This window comes from Chryseobacterium sp. SG20098, from assembly GCF_031844745.1.
Classification (GTDB): Bacteria; Bacteroidota; Bacteroidia; order Flavobacteriales; family Weeksellaceae; genus Chryseobacterium; species Chryseobacterium cucumeris.
The window spans coordinates 3,961,710-3,980,764 of record NZ_CP134622.1 but is presented as its reverse complement, the minus strand read 5'-3'; the positions used below and the strand labels follow the sequence as shown (position 1 = coordinate 3,980,764).

24 protein-coding genes are annotated in these 19,055 nt (G+C 36.2%); 3 read left to right on the top strand and 21 right to left on the bottom strand.

Annotated elements, in window-relative coordinates:
- The 7 genes from RHP76_RS18290 to RHP76_RS18260 form a co-directional block, all read right to left on the bottom strand.
- A complete protein-coding gene (locus RHP76_RS18290) occupies nucleotides 1–486 on the bottom strand; it encodes a Coq4 family protein (protein WP_062672163.1) in 486 nt (161 codons plus the stop codon).
- Between the two features lie 34 nt (nucleotides 487–520).
- Nucleotides 521–820, bottom strand: a complete 300-nt coding sequence (locus RHP76_RS18285; RefSeq protein WP_288441318.1) for a hypothetical protein — start codon at nucleotides 818–820, stop codon at nucleotides 521–523.
- A 30-nt stretch (nucleotides 821–850) separates the two neighbouring features.
- Complete coding sequence (locus RHP76_RS18280) at nucleotides 851–1,141, bottom strand: hypothetical protein (protein WP_311228735.1); 291 nt, start codon at nucleotides 1,139–1,141, stop codon at nucleotides 851–853.
- Between the two features lie 64 nt (nucleotides 1,142–1,205).
- Nucleotides 1,206–1,496, bottom strand: a complete 291-nt coding sequence (locus RHP76_RS18275; protein ID WP_034695841.1) for a winged helix-turn-helix domain-containing protein — start codon at nucleotides 1,494–1,496, stop codon at nucleotides 1,206–1,208.
- 94 nt (nucleotides 1,497–1,590) lie between these two features.
- A complete protein-coding gene (locus RHP76_RS18270; protein ID WP_120233603.1) occupies nucleotides 1,591–2,211 on the bottom strand; it encodes a hypothetical protein in 621 nt (206 codons plus the stop codon).
- Nucleotides 2,211–2,828 carry a hypothetical protein gene (locus tag RHP76_RS18265; RefSeq protein ID WP_123279565.1) on the bottom strand — a complete coding sequence of 206 codons (618 nt, stop codon included), beginning with the start codon at nucleotides 2,826–2,828 and terminating at the stop codon, nucleotides 2,211–2,213. Before RHP76_RS18265 ends, RHP76_RS18270 begins: the two co-directional genes overlap by 1 nt.
- Nucleotides 2,829–3,044: 216 nt before the next feature.
- Nucleotides 3,045–3,809, bottom strand: a complete 765-nt coding sequence (locus RHP76_RS18260; RefSeq protein WP_288441312.1) for an enoyl-CoA hydratase/isomerase family protein — start codon at nucleotides 3,807–3,809, stop codon at nucleotides 3,045–3,047.
- Between the two features lie 260 nt (nucleotides 3,810–4,069).
- Here RHP76_RS18260 and RHP76_RS18255 point away from each other — a divergent pair, with 260 nt between their 5' ends.
- Entirely contained in the window at nucleotides 4,070–4,621 is a 552-nt protein-coding gene (locus RHP76_RS18255; protein ID WP_062672177.1) for a phage tail protein, read from the top strand.
- 36 nt (nucleotides 4,622–4,657) lie between these two features.
- Nucleotides 4,658–5,479, top strand: coding sequence for a T9SS type A sorting domain-containing protein (locus tag RHP76_RS18250; RefSeq protein ID WP_062672179.1), 822 nt, complete (start codon nucleotides 4,658–4,660; stop codon nucleotides 5,477–5,479).
- An 82-nt stretch (nucleotides 5,480–5,561) separates the two neighbouring features.
- Here RHP76_RS18250 and RHP76_RS18245 read toward each other — a convergent pair whose 3' ends face one another.
- Nucleotides 5,562–6,248 carry an SMUG2 DNA glycosylase family protein gene (locus RHP76_RS18245; protein WP_123279569.1) on the bottom strand — a complete coding sequence of 229 codons (687 nt, stop codon included), beginning with the start codon at nucleotides 6,246–6,248 and terminating at the stop codon, nucleotides 5,562–5,564.
- Nucleotides 6,249–6,250: 2 nt separating this feature from the next.
- On the bottom strand, nucleotides 6,251–7,021 hold the full coding sequence (locus RHP76_RS18240) for a DUF4241 domain-containing protein (protein ID WP_062672185.1): 771 nt from the start codon (nucleotides 7,019–7,021) through the stop codon (nucleotides 6,251–6,253).
- Between the two features lie 230 nt (nucleotides 7,022–7,251).
- On the opposite strand from RHP76_RS18240, the gene RHP76_RS18235 reads away from it, so the two are divergent.
- Nucleotides 7,252–7,929, top strand: coding sequence for a CPBP family intramembrane glutamic endopeptidase (locus RHP76_RS18235; protein WP_277693904.1), 678 nt, complete (start codon nucleotides 7,252–7,254; stop codon nucleotides 7,927–7,929).
- 57 nt (nucleotides 7,930–7,986) lie between these two features.
- On the opposite strand, the gene RHP76_RS18230 is transcribed toward RHP76_RS18235, so the two are convergent.
- From RHP76_RS18230 to paaC, 12 genes are all read right to left on the bottom strand, one after another.
- Complete coding sequence (locus tag RHP76_RS18230; RefSeq protein WP_157885761.1) at nucleotides 7,987–8,148, bottom strand: bacteriocin-like protein; 162 nt, start codon at nucleotides 8,146–8,148, stop codon at nucleotides 7,987–7,989.
- Between the two features lie 125 nt (nucleotides 8,149–8,273).
- Nucleotides 8,274–8,999 carry an XAC2610-related protein gene (locus RHP76_RS18225; RefSeq protein ID WP_288441303.1) on the bottom strand — a complete coding sequence of 242 codons (726 nt, stop codon included), beginning with the start codon at nucleotides 8,997–8,999 and terminating at the stop codon, nucleotides 8,274–8,276.
- A 118-nt stretch (nucleotides 9,000–9,117) separates the two neighbouring features.
- A complete protein-coding gene (paaZ, locus tag RHP76_RS18220; protein WP_311228734.1) occupies nucleotides 9,118–11,613 on the bottom strand; it encodes a phenylacetic acid degradation bifunctional protein PaaZ in 2,496 nt (831 codons plus the stop codon).
- 103 nt (nucleotides 11,614–11,716) lie between these two features.
- Nucleotides 11,717–12,544, bottom strand: a complete 828-nt coding sequence (locus RHP76_RS18215) for an alpha/beta hydrolase (protein WP_216445425.1) — start codon at nucleotides 12,542–12,544, stop codon at nucleotides 11,717–11,719.
- An 18-nt stretch (nucleotides 12,545–12,562) separates the two neighbouring features.
- The gene (locus tag RHP76_RS18210; protein ID WP_047373921.1) at nucleotides 12,563–13,156 is read right to left on the bottom strand and encodes an acyltransferase; all 594 of its coding nucleotides are present in this window, start codon (nucleotides 13,154–13,156) and stop codon (nucleotides 12,563–12,565) included.
- Nucleotides 13,157–13,252: 96 nt separating this feature from the next.
- On the bottom strand, nucleotides 13,253–14,458 hold the full coding sequence (gene pcaF / locus RHP76_RS18205; protein ID WP_277693903.1) for a 3-oxoadipyl-CoA thiolase: 1,206 nt from the start codon (nucleotides 14,456–14,458) through the stop codon (nucleotides 13,253–13,255).
- Between the two features lie 89 nt (nucleotides 14,459–14,547).
- Nucleotides 14,548–14,961, bottom strand: a complete 414-nt coding sequence (locus RHP76_RS18200) for a PaaI family thioesterase (protein ID WP_034695815.1) — start codon at nucleotides 14,959–14,961, stop codon at nucleotides 14,548–14,550.
- A gap of 9 nt (nucleotides 14,962–14,970) precedes the next feature.
- Complete coding sequence (locus RHP76_RS18195) at nucleotides 14,971–15,279, bottom strand: hypothetical protein (protein ID WP_311228733.1); 309 nt, start codon at nucleotides 15,277–15,279, stop codon at nucleotides 14,971–14,973.
- Nucleotides 15,280–15,371: 92 nt separating this feature from the next.
- Nucleotides 15,372–16,505 carry a 3-hydroxyacyl-CoA dehydrogenase NAD-binding domain-containing protein gene (locus RHP76_RS18190; protein WP_311228732.1) on the bottom strand — a complete coding sequence of 378 codons (1,134 nt, stop codon included), beginning with the start codon at nucleotides 16,503–16,505 and terminating at the stop codon, nucleotides 15,372–15,374.
- Between the two features lie 106 nt (nucleotides 16,506–16,611).
- Nucleotides 16,612–17,412, bottom strand: coding sequence for an enoyl-CoA hydratase/isomerase family protein (locus RHP76_RS18185; RefSeq protein ID WP_062672201.1), 801 nt, complete (start codon nucleotides 17,410–17,412; stop codon nucleotides 16,612–16,614).
- Between the two features lie 142 nt (nucleotides 17,413–17,554).
- A complete protein-coding gene (paaD, locus tag RHP76_RS18180) occupies nucleotides 17,555–17,992 on the bottom strand; it encodes a 1,2-phenylacetyl-CoA epoxidase subunit PaaD (RefSeq protein WP_409193535.1) in 438 nt (145 codons plus the stop codon).
- Nucleotides 17,993–18,273: 281 nt separating this feature from the next.
- The gene (paaC, locus tag RHP76_RS18175; protein ID WP_120233619.1) at nucleotides 18,274–19,023 is read right to left on the bottom strand and encodes a 1,2-phenylacetyl-CoA epoxidase subunit PaaC; all 750 of its coding nucleotides are present in this window, start codon (nucleotides 19,021–19,023) and stop codon (nucleotides 18,274–18,276) included.
- Nucleotides 19,024–19,055: the final 32 nt, after the last annotated feature.

Sequence of the window (19,055 nt, the reverse complement as noted above, 5' to 3'; positions counted from 1 at the left end):
TTAATGAAAAACTGCCGTTTCTTTTTGTTGAATAAAGTCTTTTACATGTTCAAAATTCTGCCATAGCAATTCTTCAAAGTCCCAATGATGGAAGGTTCTCATATTTTGTCCCTTTTTATAAGCTTTGATATAAATTTTTACATATTCCGGTAGGATAAGTGTTCCTAATACGATAGCTGCCAGAAGATGTGCATTGAGCTTACCGTTTCCCAGAAGCAGGTACTGCATGGCAATTTCATCTTCGAAGTTGGTTCCACAGCCCGTAATCAGGTGGTGAACATCATGGTTTTCCATCTTTGGAATCATCGAGAAGCCGTGTTTCCTGTAAAATTCTCCCAGTTTTCGGCCTAAGGAATCTTCCTGAAATTCCAGCAATTGTTTTTCATTGAACTGCCATTGTCTTTTTTTCTTTTTGAAATATTTTCTGTATAACTTTTGAGTTTTATCGTACACAAAAAGCAGAAACTGAACACGTATTTTTTTCATACCGTATTATTTAAAAATTAGATATTGATGAATATTAATTATTGAAAAAACTAAGACCTATCATGGCGTACAGAAATGCGATGGGAATATTAGCAGTCAAAATAAGTATGGCTATCATACATTCTATAAATTTTGATGTATTTAAAACACCATATATCAAAAGCCCCAATATGCATAATAAATTGACTGGCACTCCGAAAACGATCAGCAGATACCCTGCTAAGGCAAACCCGTCATTTTTTGTAATAAGAGCTCCTAAAAGACAAAGAGTTCCAATTGAAAAAAATACTCCGAATACTGTCTTGCCCAGATCTATTATTTCTGAATCTTTCATTATAATTTAAGATTAATCACAAACCAAATTTTAGCTTCCGGCAAAAGGACTTCCGAAAATCCCTACTGCTAATTCAATCCATACCAATGCTATAGTCAGCACAATGAAAATACATATCATCACTTTCTGACTTTGTTTTTTAATTCTGTTTCTGATCAGATTGATGATAAAAGCGGTTGTAAAAAGCAAAGCTCCTGCAATAAGAAAATCTGCTCCTGACCAGTTCACTTCCTTAGAAAATAGATTTCCAACCAAGAGGATACTGAGTAAAGCTAATGGAAGGGCATAAATTGTGAGTGTTTTTTGTTTTTGTGTCATCATTTTATTTAATTTTACAATATAAAGTACTTTGTAATTCAAAGTTAATTTTTAAAAAAATATAGGACTATCGCCCCAATAATTTTTCCAGTGCATTCAAATGTTCCGTAAAAGCTTGCCTTCCACTTTGTGTAACACGATAAGAGGTTTTAGGCTTCTTACCTACAAATTCTTTTTTCACTTCTATATAACCAGCTTTCTCCAGTGCATTGCTGTGGCTTGCCAGATTCCCATCGGTTATTTCGAGCAGGTTTTTCATTTCGGAAAAATCAACCCAGTCGTTGACCATAAGAACGGACATAATGCCCAGTCTTACACGGCTTTCGAATTCTTTATTGAGCTGATTTATTTTGATCATTTTACTTTTTCTTATTTATTCTGAAATAGCCAAAATCTGACTATCCTTCATTTTCTTTACTTCTCTATTAATAATGTCTGGAGCAATTTTATAATTAAAAAAATAATATTAGCTTCCAGATGTACACCGCTCCAATACTAACAATAAGAGATAAAAACAGTATTAACGAAGGCCAATAGCCCATAATATTGCTTTTCCTTTCTGAATAAAATTCAGTTGTATCTACTAGATTGAGTTTTTTATTTACATGTAAAGCACTTAACTCTTTCTCTGTCTGAAAAGTTTTTACATCATTTGTTTTTAAATCAATGAAAAAATACTGGTTGTCAAATGTTTTTCCAAAAACCTGATTACCCAATTCTTCTATTTTAGCCACTTGTGAAACCAAAGTCAGCCCATTTCCAGTATTAATACTTGCCTGCTCAGGCAAATCAATAAATAATAGCTGATAGTTATTTTTTAAAGGAACATACCAGGCATCGCCTATTCCAATATCTACTTTTTTATTATCGGACACTAGGGATAAACCAATAATCCCTACAATATATAACGTATAAAATGCCACAAAAGGTGCTATAAATGCTAATATTACTCTATTCCTTCTTCTTTCTTTTCCGCCTATAAAATAAGTAAGTAAACAACTTACAACAGCACAGATAAAACTGAAAACTGAGATAGCAAAAAGGTGTATTAATATGACAAAACCAATTCCCATTATTTATACTTCTTATGCATGATCAATCCATAGACAATATGCAGAACACCGAAACCAATGGCCCAGAACAGCAATCCCCATCCTAAAAAGAACAAAGAAATAAGTCCTAAAATAATTTCAAGATATCCTAAATACTTTACATCTGTTAATGTATATCGTTCTGCAGCTACCAAAGCTAATCCATAAAAAATAAGAGTAGCCGGAGCAATGAAAACAAAAAGATGATGATAAAGCAGAGCGAGACAAAAGACACCGCCTGCTAACAAAGGTACTGCAAAGGTAATCAAAAGTCGCTTTGTCGTGGCATCCCAGATCTTCAAACCTTTTTTTTTGCTTTTATGCGCAGTAAAAATATAACCACTAAGAACAGCTACAACCAAAATAGCAATCCCAATCAGAACAAGTTCTTTAACCAAGGCAGGTCCCAGAATATTTCTGTCGCCATCAAGATAATTGATCCCTTCTCTCTGAAAAACAAAATACACATATACGACTCCAATAATAGCCGTTAAACCCGCAACAACTCCGGATAAACCACTTAGCGAAATAAATCTGGAGGACCGTTCCATCATAGAACGGATATGGGATAAGTCTTCGTGATAGTTTTTTGAATCCATAAAAAGAACTTTGAATTACAAAGTTATGATTTATTTTCAATCTTCCAAGTTTTTTTTAAAATTCTGGAAATAATTCTCATCACGATATATTAATTGTTTTATAAGCAGCGGAAAAGCTAAAACCTGTATCCTGATATATAATAATGCACAAAAAATCCGTAAAAAACAAAAATTTTTACGGATAGCTTTTGGATTAAAATCCTTTATTTTTATACCTTATTTAGCCCTTAGCCTTTCTTTAATAGACTCAATATTTTTCTTTGCAGAATCTTCAAGAATAAGACTGGCACTCATATGAATCCTTGCCGGCATCAGCTCATTGAAGTGGTCAGTTCCTTCCCATGAAACTTTTTTGATTAATGCTAGAGCATCGCTGCTTCTTGATGCTAGAGTATGTAAAAACTTCTCCAGCTTTTCATCCATTTCTTCAATAGTATCTGAAACAGAATGGTAAATATTATGTTGCTCAGCCCATTCTGCAGATCTGAAATCTGCATCAATGGCCATAGCGGAGAATTGTGACTTACCTATTTTTCTTTCAACATAAGGCCCAATTACAAAAGGTCCGATTCCAAGATTGATTTCTGTAAGTGCCAGCGCTGAATCTTTAGTAGCAAAACAATAATCTGCTCCGCAGGCAATTCCTACTCCTCCACCGGTAGTTTTCCCCTGTACTCTTACCACTACAATTTTTCCGCAGTTTCTCATTGCATTTAAAACTTTAGCAAAACCTCCGAAAAATTTTGTGGAAGCCTCCAGTTCCTCAATGGCTAAGAGCTCGTCAAAACTTGCTCCTGCACAAAACGCTTTCTCACCTGCACTTTTTACTAAAATAGCCTTCACTTCTTCTTTTGCTCCTTCTTCAAGGATGGTTTCTGCCAGCTTTTCTAAAATTGCCCCCGGAAGAGAGTTGCTTTTGAGTGTTCCGAAAGTAATTTCGGCAATATTATTTTTAATTTCTGATGCTACAAATTCGCTCATTTTTATTTTTATTGGATTCTTACAAAAATACGAAATACAGCTCGTTTAGAGAAACTTAAAGTATAAATTTTCTTTTTAAACCTGCATATTTCACAACATCTATTACGTAGAAATACGGAGTTTTTAATTTGGTATTTTCTACTCTAGCACCACCCTACTATTAATCGTTCCTTTGAACTGAGAATACATAATAATCAAAAGGCGGATTCTGAAAAGCCTGCAAGAGAGTAAGAAATTTAAAAAACTAAAAACATTTTATCATGGACGAGTACATTGGAATTGTAAAATTATTTGCAGGAAATTTTGCACCTAGAGGCTGGATGTTTTGTGACGGAAGTCTGATAAGCATTTCAAGAAATTCTGCCTTATTCTCTATTTTAGGAACAACGTATGGTGGAGACGGTATTACTACTTTCGCTTTACCTAACTTAAAAGGGCGTATGGCTCTAGGAGCAGGAAATGTAAATGCCAACCAATTTTATCCTTTGGGAGTAGTGTCCGGAACTACACAAAATACACTTTTAGCATCCAACCTTCCAAGTGTGGGTGCAGGATTTCAGCTTAAGGTAGCTAATAAAAATGCTAATTCATCTACCCCTACAGCCACGTCAACAATTGCGATCTCAGGGACACAAGTGGGAAGAGACTTCAATGCAGTACCTAGTTTCGTGAATGATGCCAACCCTGATACGATTATTAATAATCAAAGTATTGCCTTCATAGGACAAAATCTGCCTGTGAACAATATGCCACCTTATCTAGGTTTAAATTATATCATCTGTGTTGAAGGTATTTATCCTCCAAGAGATTAATAGCTATACAATAACCTAACATTTAAAACAAAAATCATGAAAAGCACTACTTTTTTAGCAATCTGTAGTCTGCTCATTTCAATTTTCTCATTCGGGCAGACCAGTACGGAACAATTTGAGACAGAATCGAACGGGAGTACAAGCTTCACCGATAATGGAGTCATTTTCAATATCATTTCACATGTAAGTGTTTTTGATATTCAGGGGAATTTCCCGGGAACTGGCTGGAGTGGAACAGCTAATGATAACAGATACATTGATAATTCTAACAATACTCAATCTCCGCCATCATTCAGTATAAAAACCACTTCCAATTTGTTTAAAGTAAACAGATTCTGGATGTATCTTTCTGCATTGAACCTGGATCTTAATGTAGCAGGAACACTTACTGTAACCGGAAAACTAAGCGGTGTCACAAAATTTACGCAAACAAAAACTACCGGATTTGCAACCAGCTTAGGCAGCACAAATGGATACACCTTAATTGATCTTACCAACTTAAATGGTCAGAATTATTCAAACATTGTGATTGATGAGTTACAAATCACCGCGAACGGAGCTTTCCGATATGTAGGTTTGGATGCTTTCACCTGGGTGAAAGACAGTAATCTGGTACTGGGTACTTCAGAAACTAAAAGCATTAAAAAAGACCTGACTGTTTATCCTAATCCAACCAACGGACCTATTTCTATTACTACAGAAAAAGCCAGTGAAGCTAAAATCTATAGTCTGGATGGTAAAATGCTGAAAACTATACAAACTCAAAAAGGGAATAATGAAATCAATATTTCAGAGCTTCCAAAAGGAGTTTATATTATTAAAACAGCAACAGAATCTACGAAAGTTATTAAAAACTAATCCTAAGAAATTTCACAAGTTCCATATTCCCATAAAGATTCTAATTCATGAATGACAAATCCCTTTCGACGAAGGGATTTTGTCATTTCTGCAAAGCTAAAATGTACTTGTCTATATAAAGCTGTTTTTCTTTCAATTTGTACTGCTGGATATATCTTGGGTGTTCCAACACCGTCATTGTATCAAACAATTTTGCTTCTTTATTTAATTTTGAAATAAAATCGGCATTCTTCTTACCAAGAACAAAAACTTCTGAAGTATCGAGATTAAGGCTGATATGATTATTCAGAGATTCTATCATAAAGTCTTTTACCGCTTCGAAAAGTTTTTTATCATCATAGTAATTGGCATTAAGCCATCCGTTTTTTGTTTTCCTTACGATAGCCAATGGAAATGGAGAGTTGATATAAATATCTTTGTAAAAAAGATCAGCTCCACCATAGCTCTCCATCATGTCATACATAAATACGGAAGAAATTTCATGGGTATGGGCAGATTCCATTTTGATTCCGCAGACACTTTCCAATCTTTTGGTATCGGTAAACGGAACTCCTGTTACTCCAGCTCCATGACGGCTTGGGTTGATTCCAATGATAAATTTTCTTCGAGATGAATCATTATAATATTTATGATAAAACTTCTGCATTACCATCAATGTTTCAGGATTTTCCAGATACGGATTCAGAACATCAAAACCTTCAGGTAGATTCCCGATATAGTTCAGATTTTCATTGAATGTAATAACATGGTCTGCAAAAGTTGTATTCATATTTAGTTTTTAGAAAAAATAAAATTTTCAGGCTGATCATCATCAATATCCTCATCTTCATCTTCTTCACTTAAAGCCAGTTCAATATCAATAAATTGAATATATAAACCACATATCTCTCCATTGCCATCATATGCAAAATAAACAGGGTAGCTGCCGTCACCAAAGCCGCTGGCAAACATCGGAATCTGATAGTCGGTACCTGGAACCGTCCAGTTGATCCAGTCTCCTGCTTCTCTCTGATTGTTGGGATAATCTTTATAGCTTTGTGAGAAAAGCTCTGCAAAATAATCATCATAAACATTGTCGACATTTATTTCATCAACAAATTGATCTACAAAAGGAAGCACTTCTTTATCCGCAATACAACCTAAACCAGCATCCACCTCAAAACCAAAAAAATCATCATCGGTTACGCCTTCCAATTCTTCAATCCCGACCAATGCTTCTCTATAAATAACAGGTTTTTCTTTGGTAAATTCAACTTTTATAACAGCATATCTATCTCCCCAATCTTCGGATTTTACTACAGCAATAGCTACAGGAAAATTCCCTTTCGGAGCCTGAATAAAATAAGGTGATTGATTGCCATTCAGGGATACCAGCGGATCTCTTACCACCACTTTTCCGGAAGGAAGAGAAACATTTCCAATTTTCATGGTCTCCATTTTCAGCCCCATAATTTCATCAGAAATAAAATAGGTTTCCAGATCTGTAGGACAAACCAGAATATTTTTTACTTCTTCCCATTTTTGCATCCAGTTTTCGTTCATTGCTCTCGATTTTATGATTGAATTTTAAAATTAGTACTTTTTTACAAGAGAAAGAAGAAGCTGAAACTAAGAATATGTTAAAACTTAATCATTCACTTAAATAAATTATCGATCAAAAAGAAACTGAATTATCATATTTCATGATCCTCTTCCTAAGTTTTAATTCATATTATTTTTTTTATTAAATTCGTTTTCAATGAAATAGCGATTTCACCTAAAACTTTTAACCTATGATCGGAATTATCATTGAGCTTATCATTTCATGGCTTCTCCTTAAGTTTATAGCAAAAAAGGATCTTTCTGTTTTAGGATTTAAGCCTAATTCAACAAGGCTGGCTCATTGGAGCATTGGTCTTCTTTTGGCTGCTGCTATTTGCAGCCTTTATCATATCATGACAACTGCATTCATCAATAATGGCTGGATTCTGAATAAGCAACTTACATTATCCGCTGTATTGATGGGTATATGGTGGGTTCTGAAGTCTGTATTGTTTGAAGAATTACTTTTCAGAGGAGCTTTGCTTTATCTTGCTATAGAAAAATGGGGAACGACAAAAGCCTGCCTTTTATCTGCTGCGTGCTTCGGAATCTACCATTGGTTTTCTTATAATGCATTTGGAAATCCTTTTCAGATGGGAATTATTTTTGGAATGACTGCTATCTTTGGGTGGATGCTGGCTGTATCTTTTGCTAAAACTCAATCTCTATATCTTCCTATAGGTCTCCATCTGGGCTGGAATTTGTTTAATATTATTGTATTTTCAAATGGTCCGTTAGGCAAACAGCTCTTCATGAAAGCCAATATAAACCATTTGGAAGGAATCCCTTCATTGCTTGTTTTTTTGTTTCAGATATTCGCGTTACCCATTTTAATGTACGGATATTTTAAGTTTAAGAAAAAAATATAAAAAAACTGCCAATCACGAGGAGTAGCAGCTTTGTGTATTGTTTTAAGTTAAAAAAGTCTAAGAATCCGCACAGATATAACATGCTCTGGCAATATCAGGCCATCTTCCAGGAAGACAACAGCTTCCGGGAGGACAAGGATTAAGGGTGCAAGACCAGTTTGGCCCGGCTCCTTTAAGAGATCTCAACTCATGTCTTGAAAGTTTTTTTAAGTTTTTCATAGTGGTTTGTTTTGATGTTCTCTCCTACTCTATATGCTTTTCGGATTTCGCCTATTAAAGTTAGTAATTTTTCAAACAAAAAACCATAACTAACTGAAATAATGAATATTTCAATTTATACAAGACTAATATTCTAAAGGCTTATAATTTCTAAAAACCTTATAGAGATCCTTATCATTTCCTTTGAATACTTTTTCTTCAATAACCTTAAACTTGCCTGTAGAATCTTTTTCTTCCACCACTATTTTATCAGAAACATCCACTCTGGCAAATTCTTGAAGAGAGTCTTTTCTGATTGTAAGAAAGGATGTGATAGTAGAGCCAGTTAAAATCAGTGAATTAATACAATTTAATTTAGGATTATAAGTTAAGTTTGGATAAGATTCAGAATTTTTGATGTGGATGAAATCTTTATTCTCAGGATCATAAACAAATAATGTCATCACTATATTTCCTCCTCTTCCTGCGATTCCACTTTGATAAGTCACATCATTAAAGCCATCATTATTAAAATCACCAATTTGAACATCTAAACCCGTTACTCCATCTTTGATAAATTTAAAAGTATTTTTTAATTCCCAGGTATCAAACATAGATCCTTTACTTTCCACCCAAATATCTTTTAGATCATAAACATTCAAGGTAACAAATACATCACCATTCTTAATATGTCTAAATTTTTCAAACTCTACTTTAGTTTTACCTTTTCTTCCCACATTCAGACTGTCAACAAATTTTTCTTCAGAATAATAGCCGTCTTTATCTTGTTTTAGATTTCCCGAACAGGAAAAAAGAAATAAAATTGAGAAAGCGCAAAAGACAATGTTAAAAGAAGTTTTTAATGATTTCATGATTAAAAATTTTCTAATTTTATTACTTATGTTAAGGTTTCAAACCTTGGCAGGAGTTATTAAAAAGTCCCTTTCAGTTTAAACCGGAAGGGACTCTAAATTTATATTTTATTTTGAATTAAATCAATCCAAATTGTTGGAAGTGGTGTGTAAAATGCTTTTTGTGCATCAGTTCCCACATTTCTTTATTCAGCTTTCCGAAAACGTAATTCATGTGCTCTGCCTGCGGGTTTTCCTTATAGTAGATCACAAACTTCTTCAGGTTATCCATGAATGACAGTTTTGCTGCTTCCAGATTTTTATGTTTTGGTTCCGGAAGTGAACCGTCCTGCGGAAGGAATGGAGCTGTAAATTCTTTTGGCATTGCTCTGTGGTTGTAAAGAGAATCCTGCCATTTTTCAAGATTTTCTTCTGGAGTAAAGCATTTTTCTGCTTCAGGCTCTCCAAAGCTTACCAATACCGCCTGTTCAAGATGTTCTAACATCTGCTGAGGAGACATTTTTCCCCAAAGTGGAGGTGTACTTTCTGTTAATCCATTCAGTATTTTCTGAACATTTTTCAAATTCAGATCAATGAAAGGAGATTGTTTTGCTACCAGTGTTAAAATTGTTGCCACGCAAACTACCTCATCTCTTTGGTTTACAACTTCAACCAGCCATTTTACAACACCTGAAGGAATATTTCTTCCTTTTACTCCTCTGTTTATTTTTTCTTTTGCTGTCAGATAAACAGTAATCGTATCTCCGGCATATACAGGCTTGAAGAAACTACATTCTTCTAATCCGTAATTGGCAATAACAGGCCCTTTTTTACCTGAAACGAATAATCCCGCTGCTGCTGAAAGAATGAAATATCCGTGAGCAACAGTTTTATCGAAAATAGTACCTGTTAAACTTGTAGCATCTGTATGGGCATAGAAATGATCCCATGAAACATTGGAGAAGTTAACGATATCTGCGTCAGTAACCGTTCTTCCTGCTGTTTCCAAAGAATCTCCTACTTCCACTTCCTCAAAATATTTCTGGAAAGGATGTTTATCTGAGAATTTTTTCTCTGCTCCCTGCTGGTAGATCTTAGTAATAGCTTTCAACACATCCGGTGATCCCTGAATAGCTGTTTTCTGTAAGAAGAAATGAAGACCGCTAAGTCCGCCCATTTCCTCACCGCCACCAGCTCTACCAGGACCTCCGTGCATTAATGTCGGAAGAGGTGAACCATGACCAGTACTTTCCTTAGCATTATCTCTGTTCAATACAAAGATTCTTCCGTGCTGGGAAGCCATTTTCCATGAAGTCTCTGCGATAAAGTTCTCATCGTGAGAAACAATAGATCCTACCAGACTTCCTTTTCCTCTTTTTGCCAGTGCAGCTGCTTCTTCAGCATCTTTATACGGCATCAATGTAGATACTGGTCCGAAAGCTTCTACATCATGAGAGATATTTTTTTCAAAAGGCCTGTCGTTCAGGAATAATTTCGGGCTCATAAATGCACCATTTTCATAGTTAGCATCTATCAGTTCGTGTTTACCGTCATAGACAAGTTCTGTTTCTGATTTTAATAGGTTTACTTTTCTCAGAACTTCTTCGTACTGCTGTCTTCCCACTAAAGATCCCATTTTGGTTTCTCTGCTTAGTGGGTTACCGATTTTAGTCTGATCCAAAGCTTTAGATAAAGCATTCTGAACATCACCGATTAAATGCTCGGGAACGATGATTCTTCTGATTGCAGTACACTTCTGCCCTGCTTTTGTCGTCATTTCGTTACGAACTTCTTTGATGAAAAGATCGAATTCAGGTGTTCCCGGTTTTGCTTCCAATCCAAGAATTGAACAGTTTAATGAATCTGCTTCCATGTTGAAACGAACCGCATTTCCTGCAATAGATGGCAGTGATTTTAATTTTCTTCCTGTATTGGCTGAACCTGTGAACAATACAGAATCTCCATCCTGTACATAATCTAAGATATTTCCTGGTTCTCCGCACACTAACTGAACAGCTCCTTCAGGTAATACTCCACTTTCAATCATATCCTGGAATACAGCATTGGTAAGGTAAGACCCGAAAGGAGATGGTTTTACAATAGAAGGCACACCCGCTAACAATGAAGTGGACAATTTTTCCAACATACCCCAAACCGGAAAGTTATAAGCATTGATCTGTACCGAGACTCCTTCACTAGGCGTTAAGATATGTGTTCCCAGGAAAGTTCCGTTAGCAGAAATTTTCTGGGTATCACCATCTACCCAAAATGAAGTATTCGGAAGCATTCTTTTTGCCAATCCGGAATAGGTAAAGAAAGTTCCGAAACCTCCTTCAATATCCACCCATGAATCTATGTGGGTAGCTCCCGTCTTGTATGATAAGTCGTAGTATTTTTTCTTTCTTTCCAGTAAGTAAAGTGCTACTTTTTTCAACATTTCTCCGCGGTCGTAGAAAGTCATTGAAGAAAGGTTTTTGTACCCTACGGTTCTTCCGTAGTCAAGAGCCTGTTCAAAATTAAGCCCTTCTGTATCGGAAACAGCTACCTGTTCTCCTGTAACGGCGTTGTACAAAGGAACTCCGTTTCCGGTACCTTCTACCCATTGTCCGTAGATATAGTTTTTTAACTTTTCCATAAAATATTTAATTTATCAATGTAGAAGTGTAACAGTTTACCAATAATTGTTTGCTGTGGATTTATTGTTACATTTTTACAGTGGTATATTGTTACATTTATTTTTATTTCGGTTCCTGATAAGGAAACAATTTCACTAATCCTTCATACAGACTTCTGTGAAGAATGGTTGCATGATTGTCTGTTTCCATCATTTTATATTCTAATGTCCAGTTTTTCTTTCCTGCTTTTTTCAAAACATCATAGAAAACTTCTGCATCTTTTATCATTACCGGATGTTCACCTTTTCCTACAGAAACGTAGACAAACTTTTTAGTGTCCGGGGATTTTGAAAGCAGTTGTGGAGCCTGTTTTAACAGGCTTTCATCATCCCACCACAAACTTGGACTGATAATAAAATAGTTATTGAACATTTCCGGCTTTTTTAAAAGGATTTCCGTTGCCAATAGTCCTCCCAAAGACTGACCGAAAAGGTATTTATCTGTAGTTTTAAACTGACTTTCCACATAAGGCTTTAGTTCTTTTTCAACGAATGCAATAAACTTATCTGAATGTCCTGTTGTAGGATAGTCTTTTTGTAAGTCTTTCAAATCCGTATGAAAGGTAAAATCTCTTTTTCTGTCTACATTAGCAACTCCCACCACAATGGTTTCCGGCATGGAATACATCTGATTAAAGAATTGTACTAATCCTGTAACGTGAATAAAATCTTCGTTCATACTTCCATCTAATAAATAAATTACCGGGTATGATTTTGTTTTATCATATCCCTGTGGAAGATATATATTCAGCGTTCTGTCTTCATTTAAGGTTTTGGACTTAATGGTCCTCACTTCTCCTATTGTAAGCGGTTTTGTAGAAACAGTCTGTGCTGATAACGTACACCCCACCGCAAACATTATGCTGCATGCAAGCGCAATTTTTTTAATCATATTTAATTGTAATGGTTATTATTTTATATCATCCCAAATACTGTAATCCACAATTTTAGTTGGGATCTGCTGAACATATTCTGTAAACGGTTCGCAAGGTAGAATAGCTTCTTTTCCTTCTCTTGCCAGCTCCTGATATAATTTTGTTCCTTCTGTTTTCCAGTGAATCATTTCATCAGAAACATCACGGATCACTTTTGCAGGACTTCCTACCACCAGTTTTCTTGGTTCACATCTGAAATTGGCTGGTACAAAAGCTAATGCTCCGACAATACTTTCGTCGCCGATATAGGCTTTGTCCATTACCACAGAATTCATTCCAATCAGACAGTTTTTTCCAATGTGCCCGGAATGAATAATCGCGCCATGTCCGATGTGTGCAGATTCTTCCAGGATCGTTTCTATATTCGGGAAAACGTGAAGGGTACAGTTTTCCTGCACATTAGCTCCGTCTTTAATGATAATTTTTCCCCAGTCACCGCGAATGACCGCATTGGGACCAATATATACTTCCTCACCTATTTCTACATTCCCGATAATGACTGCCTGCGGATGAATATAAGCAGAAGGTTTTATAATGGGACGAATCCCGTGGTATGAGTAGATGTTCATATTTTTTAATTTGAAAATCTGAGAATGGAATAATTTGAAAATTAATAATGGTTTTAAACGTTTTCAACTTCTCAAATTAATTCACTTTCAAATTCATTATACTTTTTCGATGACCATTGCATATCCTTGACCTACACCGATACAAAGGGTACACAATGCATATTTTTTATCCTGCTTCTGAAGTTCCATTGCTGCAGAACCTACGATTCTTGCTCCGGAAACTCCCAGTGGATGACCGATTGCAATTGCACCTCCGTTCGGGTTTATTCTTGCATCGTCATCTTTCAGCCCTAAGCTTCTTGTTACAGCCAATGCCTGTGCTGCAAATGCTTCGTTTAGTTCAATAATGTCTATATCTTCAAGAGAAAGATTTAATCTCTTTAATAATTTCTGAGTAGCTTCTACCGGTCCGATTCCCATAATTCTTGGTTCAACACCTGCCACGGAAGATCCCAGAATTTTTGCTTTGGGTTTCAACCCATATTTTTTAACGGCTTCTTCACTTGCTAAAATCAAAGCAGCGGCTCCGTCATTCATTCCTGAGGCGTTTCCGGCAGTTACCGTTCCTTCTTTTCTGAAAGCGGGACGAAGTTTGGCCAACCCTTCCATCGATGAAGTTGGTTTAATGAATTCATCTTTTTCGAAAACGATGGGATCACCTTTTCTCTGAGGAATTTCAACTTTTACAATTTCTTCTGCCAGCCTTCCGCTTTCCTGAGCCTTAGTTGCTTTCTGCTGAGACCAAAGGGCAAATTTATCCTGATCTTCTCTGTTGATCTGGTGAATATCCGCTAAGTTTTCAGCTGTTTCTCCCATTCCATCAACGCCGTATAATTCTTTCATTTTTGGGTTGATGAAACGCCAACCGAAAGTAGTATCAAACATCTGGCTGTCTCTTCCGAAAGCTGCGCTTGGTTTTGACATCACGTAAGGTGAGCGGGTCATATGCTCTACTCCTCCTGCAATATAAATTTCTCCTTCTCCTGCAGCAATGGAACGGAATGCATTGGCTACCGCAGACATCCCTGAAGCACACAATCTGTTAACAGTCTCTCCTCCAATTTTATAAGGAAGACCAGCTAATAAAAGTCCCATTCTGGCAACATTTCTGTTATCCTCACCCGCCTGATTGGCACATCCGAAAATAACGTCTTCAATTTCCTCAACTGGAACTTCAGGGTTTCTTGCTACCACTTCTTTGATCACAATAGCAGCCAGGTCATCTGCTCTTACTTCTGATAATCCTCCCTGCAGTTTTGAAATGGGAGTTCTGACATAGTCTATGATGTATACGTTGTTCATTTTTATTTGATTTAGGCTTTAAGCTTTATGCAGTAGGCTCTGTCAGCTTCAAAAAAGCTTACTGCCTATTGCTTCAAGCTTACTGCTTATTATAATTCTGTTACTTTTTTCCCGATTTTGTAAACTGTTCCTACAAATTTTGCAATCAGCTCTTTATTTTGATTGGTAATCTGAATGTCATAAACAGCTGTTTTCCTCGTATCATTGACCAAAACACTTTCTGCTCTGAAAACATCACCTTCCTTTCCTGCTTTGGTAAAATTGATGATACAGTTCAATGCTACAGCTGCATCTCCGGTATTATTAGAGGAAAATGCCAGCGCAGAGTCTGCAAACGCAAAGGTAACTCCGCCATGAACTGTTTTAAGCCCGTTCAGCATGTCCTTCTTAATTGGCATTTCTATTAAACAGTAATTTTCTTTTACTTCAATCATCTTAATATTCATCCACTGGGAAAAATAATCCTGATTGAACATATAATCTGCTACTTGTCTTGGATTCATTTCTGTTAATTATATGTTTATTATTTCTTCATACAGCTCATCGGATAATCTGTCGTAAACACTCATGGTTTTCCCAAGAATAATCTGCCCGTATGAAAGGTTTTCTGAGTCTGATGAGTTTTCAGCGGCATAGGGTTCATTTAAATCAATTCCATTTTCGTTGGCCAATCTTTTGATCAGCTCTTTATATTTTTCATTAAATTTTCCTAAAAGCTCAAGTCTTTCCTGCTCATCAACGGAGGAAGCTTCCTGAGTTAAATACTGTTTCTCAATTAAAAGTCTGGTCTCCAGTTCAGCCCTGAATTCATCTATATTCATTATTTTTTTAAATGTAGCAATTTAACAATCTATCAGTTTAGCAATGTTTATAAAATGATTGTTCCATTGATAAACTGATACATTGGTATATTTTATAATTTACGAAGTAAAGGACTTTGTCTGTATCTTTCTTCCTGATATTCTTCGTAAAGGCTCTGAAGGGTTTCGGAGATTTTTGCATACCCGATTTCTTTACCCCAGCTTAATAATCCTTTCGGATAGTTGACGCCTTTCTGCATGGCCAGCTCGATATCTTCGTCATTGGCTACTCCTAATCTTTTCGCTTCAACAGCCTCATTGATCAACATGGAAATGATTCTTAAAAAGATTTGTTGGTATAAAGCATCGTCTTTCTGAGGAATAGGTTTTTCTGCGCCTTCGCTGTAATCATAAAACCCTTTTCCTGTTTTTCTGCCGTGAAGTTTGGCTTCAGACATTCTTTGCTGTAATAAAGACGGCTTGTATTTCGGATCGTAGAAATAATCTTTGTACACAGTAGTTGTTACTGCAAAATTGACATCTACTCCGATAAGATCCATCAATTCAAAAGGTCCCATTTTGAAGTTCCCCAATGTTTTCATGGCATCATCCACCTGTTCCGGTGTGGCGATGTTTTCTTCAACAATTCTCAAGCCTTCTCCGTAATAAGGTCTGGCAATTCTGTTGACGATAAACCCGGGAATATCTTTGGCAATAACAGGAGTTTTCCCCCATTCTTTCATGAGGTTGTAAATTTTTTCTGCTAATGTTTTTTCTGTTAATAAGGATGGAATAACTTCCACTAAAGGCATCAATGGAGCCGGATTAAAAAAGTGAATTCCGATGAAACGCTCCGGTTTTTTGAGTTCTGCACCCAGAGAGGTGATAGAAATAGATGAGGTATTGGAACTGAGAACACAACTTTCAGAAACATAGTTTTCAAGTTCTGTAAAGACTTTGGTTTTGATCTCTTTGTTTTCGATAATGGCTTCTATAATCAGCTCACAATCTTTGAAATCTTTCAATTCGGTAGCAATGGAAATATTAGCTAAAATTTCAGTCATTTTCTCTGCCGAAATTTTTTGTTTATCAACCAATTTGGTCAAGGTTTTTTCCAAACCTACCGTTGCCGTTTCTACTTGTTTTGCGTTGGCATCATAAACCCATACTTTGCATCCGTTCGTTGCGGCTACTTGTGCAATGCCGATTCCCATGGTTCCGGCACCGATAATTCCTACATATTTCATAATGTAACAGTGTATCAATGTAACAATGTAACAATCATTGTCATGCTGAGCTTGTCGAGGCATCTCATTGATAAACTGCTACATTGGTACATTGTTATATTAGTTCTTATTTTCCTTTATAATTAGGTTTTCTTTTCTGTAAAAAGGCGTTTACTCCTTCAATGAAGTCTTCTGTTTCGGCAGCTTCCTGCTGAAGATCACCTTCCAGTTCAAGCTGTTCTTTCAATGTGTTGTTATAAGAATTGGCAAATGCTTTTTTCGTAAGCTTGATGGCTGCTGTCGGCATGTTTGCCATTCTTTCAAGAATTTCCATAGATTTCGGCACAAATTCTTCTTCAGTGAACACTTCTGCTACAAGGCCATGCGCTTTAGATTCCTCTGCAGATAATTTTTTACCTGTAAATGCTAAATAATTGGCTAATTGTCTACCTAGAAGTTTCGGTAAGAAGTAAGTTCCTCCTGTATCAGGAATCAAACCGATATTTGAAAATGCCTGAGCAAAATATGCTTTCTCATTCGCTAGAACGAAGTCAGAGATTAACGCCAACATTGCTCCAGCTCCTACTGCAGGACCGTTTACTAAAGCAATAACCGGTTTTTTGCAACGGGTAACTTCCATTACTAATGGATTGTAATAGTCTACCACAATTTTTCTGATGATGTCATGATCATGGTGTTCTTTGCCTACTACAAAAGCTTCATCCAGATTCTGACCTGAGCAGAATGCTCTTCCTCTTCCGGAAATGGCAACACATCTTACCGTTTCGTCTTCGCTGCACTCTTTAACAAAGTCTCTAAGATCTGATAAAGCCGGTTTTGTAAGGGCGTTCATCGTTTCCGGTTGATTAAGATATGCGATTTTCAGCTTTCCGTCAAAATGCGTTTCAATATCAAGTTGTGTATACATAGTTTTTATTAATTTATTATTTAACAACGCACTAATTTAACAATATAAATCAATGTAACGGTCTAATAATTTAACATTCTAACAATTCCTTCGTTATGCTTTGCATAGCCGTAAAATTTGTTGTATATGGGTTGATTATTCATCAATGACATTTAAAATAATCAAATGGCTCCAGGCAGTCTAAGCATTGATAAGAGGCCTTACACAAAGTAGACCCAAATCTGCTGATCTGTTTGGTATGCTCGGAACCACAGCGCGGACATTTTTTCGGTTTTCCGATGTGGTGTTCGTCTGCTCCTTTTTCGGGAGGAGTGATTCCGTAAACACGGAGCTTTTCTCTCGCTTCATCAGTAATCCAGTCTGTTGTCCAGATCGGAAACATCTTGGTGACTACTTTGGCATCCCATCCGTTTTCTTTCATGATCTTAATAATGTCTTCCTCAATGGTAAACATAGCTGGACAAGCAGAATAAGTTGGCGTAATCGTTACTTCACAAGAGTTCTCGCTGGTAATTTTCGCTTCTCTTACAATACCCAATTCCACAATATTGATTACCGGAATTTCCGGATCGGGAACCATTTCTAATATTTCTAAAGGATTTTTCAATCTCTTATTATTTTTTTTCTAAACAACATTAAAAGAACAATCACAATAATATCAATAACAATTAATACTTTTTCTCGTTCTATATCCTTACATAAATTTCTTCCTGTTATCTGTGAAACACAATCTCCAGGAATACTGGTTTCGTACTTTAAACTAACCTGCGTATTGATTATTCCAAAGTAAGATATTGGGATTAAAATAATCAATACTATTATCAGCATTTTAAAATATTTCTTTTTCAAAACTGCAATCTCCTACCACGTACAGCCAGGATACGCTCTCTGCATATACTGAAGCTCACAAAGGATATATCCGAAATACTCTGTGTGGTATCCTGTTCTTGATTTTGGCTGCATGAAAGCATTTTCAGGATATTCTAACCCAAAATCTGCAAAATCTTTCTTGGTAATTGCAAGGAATTCTTCGTAAAGAGCATCTGAGTTGGGAGCAATATTTAAAACAACAAGGTCATCTTCTCCTTCAGTTTTAGCAAAAAGACCTTTCGTATATTCCCAGATATTTTCAATGGCTTTTACCAAACGGCCACGACTTTCTTCCGTTCCCTGAGCAAAGATTTTCATCCAGGATGCAGCGTGTGTATAGTGATATCTTACTTCCTTCAATGATTTTTGAGCAATGGCAGCCAATTCTTCATTAACAGAGTTTGATAATGCTTCATACATCAGTTTCTGATAGACAGACAATACGTATACTTTAAGAATAGTCTGTGCATAATCTTCATTAGGAAGTTCTACCCAATGGGCATTCACATATTCATGCTCATATCTTAAAAATGCGATATCATCTTCACTTTTTCCGTTGTCAATCACTCTTGAAGCGTAAACGTAAAAGTTATTCGCCTGACCTAGTTCATCCAACGCAATATTTGTCAATGCAATATCTTCCTCTAAGTAAGGACCTTCACCGCACCACGCAGACAAACGCTGTCCCATAATGAAACTGTCGTCTGCAAGTTTTAATAAATAATTATATAATGGGTTCATTGTTTAGTAGATTTCAGATTTCAGATGCTAGA

Coding starts and splice junctions, on each gene's coding strand:
- RHP76_RS18290 (WP_062672163.1), bottom strand. CDS start 486: ATGAAAAAAATACGTGTTCAGTTTCTGCTTTTTGTGTACGATAAAACT.
- RHP76_RS18285 (WP_288441318.1), bottom strand. CDS start 820: ATGAAAGATTCAGAAATAATAGATCTGGGCAAGACAGTATTCGGAGTA.
- RHP76_RS18280 (WP_311228735.1), bottom strand. CDS start 1,141: ATGATGACACAAAAACAAAAAACACTCACAATTTATGCCCTTCCATTA.
- RHP76_RS18275 (WP_034695841.1), bottom strand. CDS start 1,496: ATGATCAAAATAAATCAGCTCAATAAAGAATTCGAAAGCCGTGTAAGA.
- RHP76_RS18270 (WP_120233603.1), bottom strand. CDS start 2,211: ATGGGAATTGGTTTTGTCATATTAATACACCTTTTTGCTATCTCAGTT.
- RHP76_RS18265 (WP_123279565.1), bottom strand. CDS start 2,828: ATGGATTCAAAAAACTATCACGAAGACTTATCCCATATCCGTTCTATG.
- RHP76_RS18260 (WP_288441312.1), bottom strand. CDS start 3,809: ATGAGCGAATTTGTAGCATCAGAAATTAAAAATAATATTGCCGAAATT.
- RHP76_RS18255 (WP_062672177.1), top strand. CDS start 4,070: ATGGACGAGTACATTGGAATTGTAAAATTATTTGCAGGAAATTTTGCA.
- RHP76_RS18250 (WP_062672179.1), top strand. CDS start 4,658: ATGAAAAGCACTACTTTTTTAGCAATCTGTAGTCTGCTCATTTCAATT.
- RHP76_RS18245 (WP_123279569.1), bottom strand. CDS start 6,248: ATGAATACAACTTTTGCAGACCATGTTATTACATTCAATGAAAATCTG.
- RHP76_RS18240 (WP_062672185.1), bottom strand. CDS start 7,021: ATGAACGAAAACTGGATGCAAAAATGGGAAGAAGTAAAAAATATTCTG.
- RHP76_RS18235 (WP_277693904.1), top strand. CDS start 7,252: ATGATCGGAATTATCATTGAGCTTATCATTTCATGGCTTCTCCTTAAG.
- RHP76_RS18230 (WP_157885761.1), bottom strand. CDS start 8,148: ATGAAAAACTTAAAAAAACTTTCAAGACATGAGTTGAGATCTCTTAAA.
- RHP76_RS18225 (WP_288441303.1), bottom strand. CDS start 8,999: ATGAAATCATTAAAAACTTCTTTTAACATTGTCTTTTGCGCTTTCTCA.
- paaZ (WP_311228734.1), bottom strand. CDS start 11,613: ATGGAAAAGTTAAAAAACTATATCTACGGACAATGGGTAGAAGGTACC.
- RHP76_RS18215 (WP_216445425.1), bottom strand. CDS start 12,544: ATGATTAAAAAAATTGCGCTTGCATGCAGCATAATGTTTGCGGTGGGG.
- RHP76_RS18210 (WP_047373921.1), bottom strand. CDS start 13,156: ATGAACATCTACTCATACCACGGGATTCGTCCCATTATAAAACCTTCT.
- pcaF (WP_277693903.1), bottom strand. CDS start 14,458: ATGAACAACGTATACATCATAGACTATGTCAGAACTCCCATTTCAAAA.
- RHP76_RS18200 (WP_034695815.1), bottom strand. CDS start 14,961: ATGAATCCAAGACAAGTAGCAGATTATATGTTCAATCAGGATTATTTT.
- RHP76_RS18195 (WP_311228733.1), bottom strand. CDS start 15,279: ATGAATATAGATGAATTCAGGGCTGAACTGGAGACCAGACTTTTAATT.
- RHP76_RS18190 (WP_311228732.1), bottom strand. CDS start 16,505: ATGAAATATGTAGGAATTATCGGTGCCGGAACCATGGGAATCGGCATT.
- RHP76_RS18185 (WP_062672201.1), bottom strand. CDS start 17,412: ATGTATACACAACTTGATATTGAAACGCATTTTGACGGAAAGCTGAAA.
- paaD (WP_409193535.1), bottom strand. CDS start 17,992: ATGGTTCCCGATCCGGAAATTCCGGTAATCAATATTGTGGAATTGGGT.
- paaC (WP_120233619.1), bottom strand. CDS start 19,023: ATGAACCCATTATATAATTATTTATTAAAACTTGCAGACGACAGTTTC.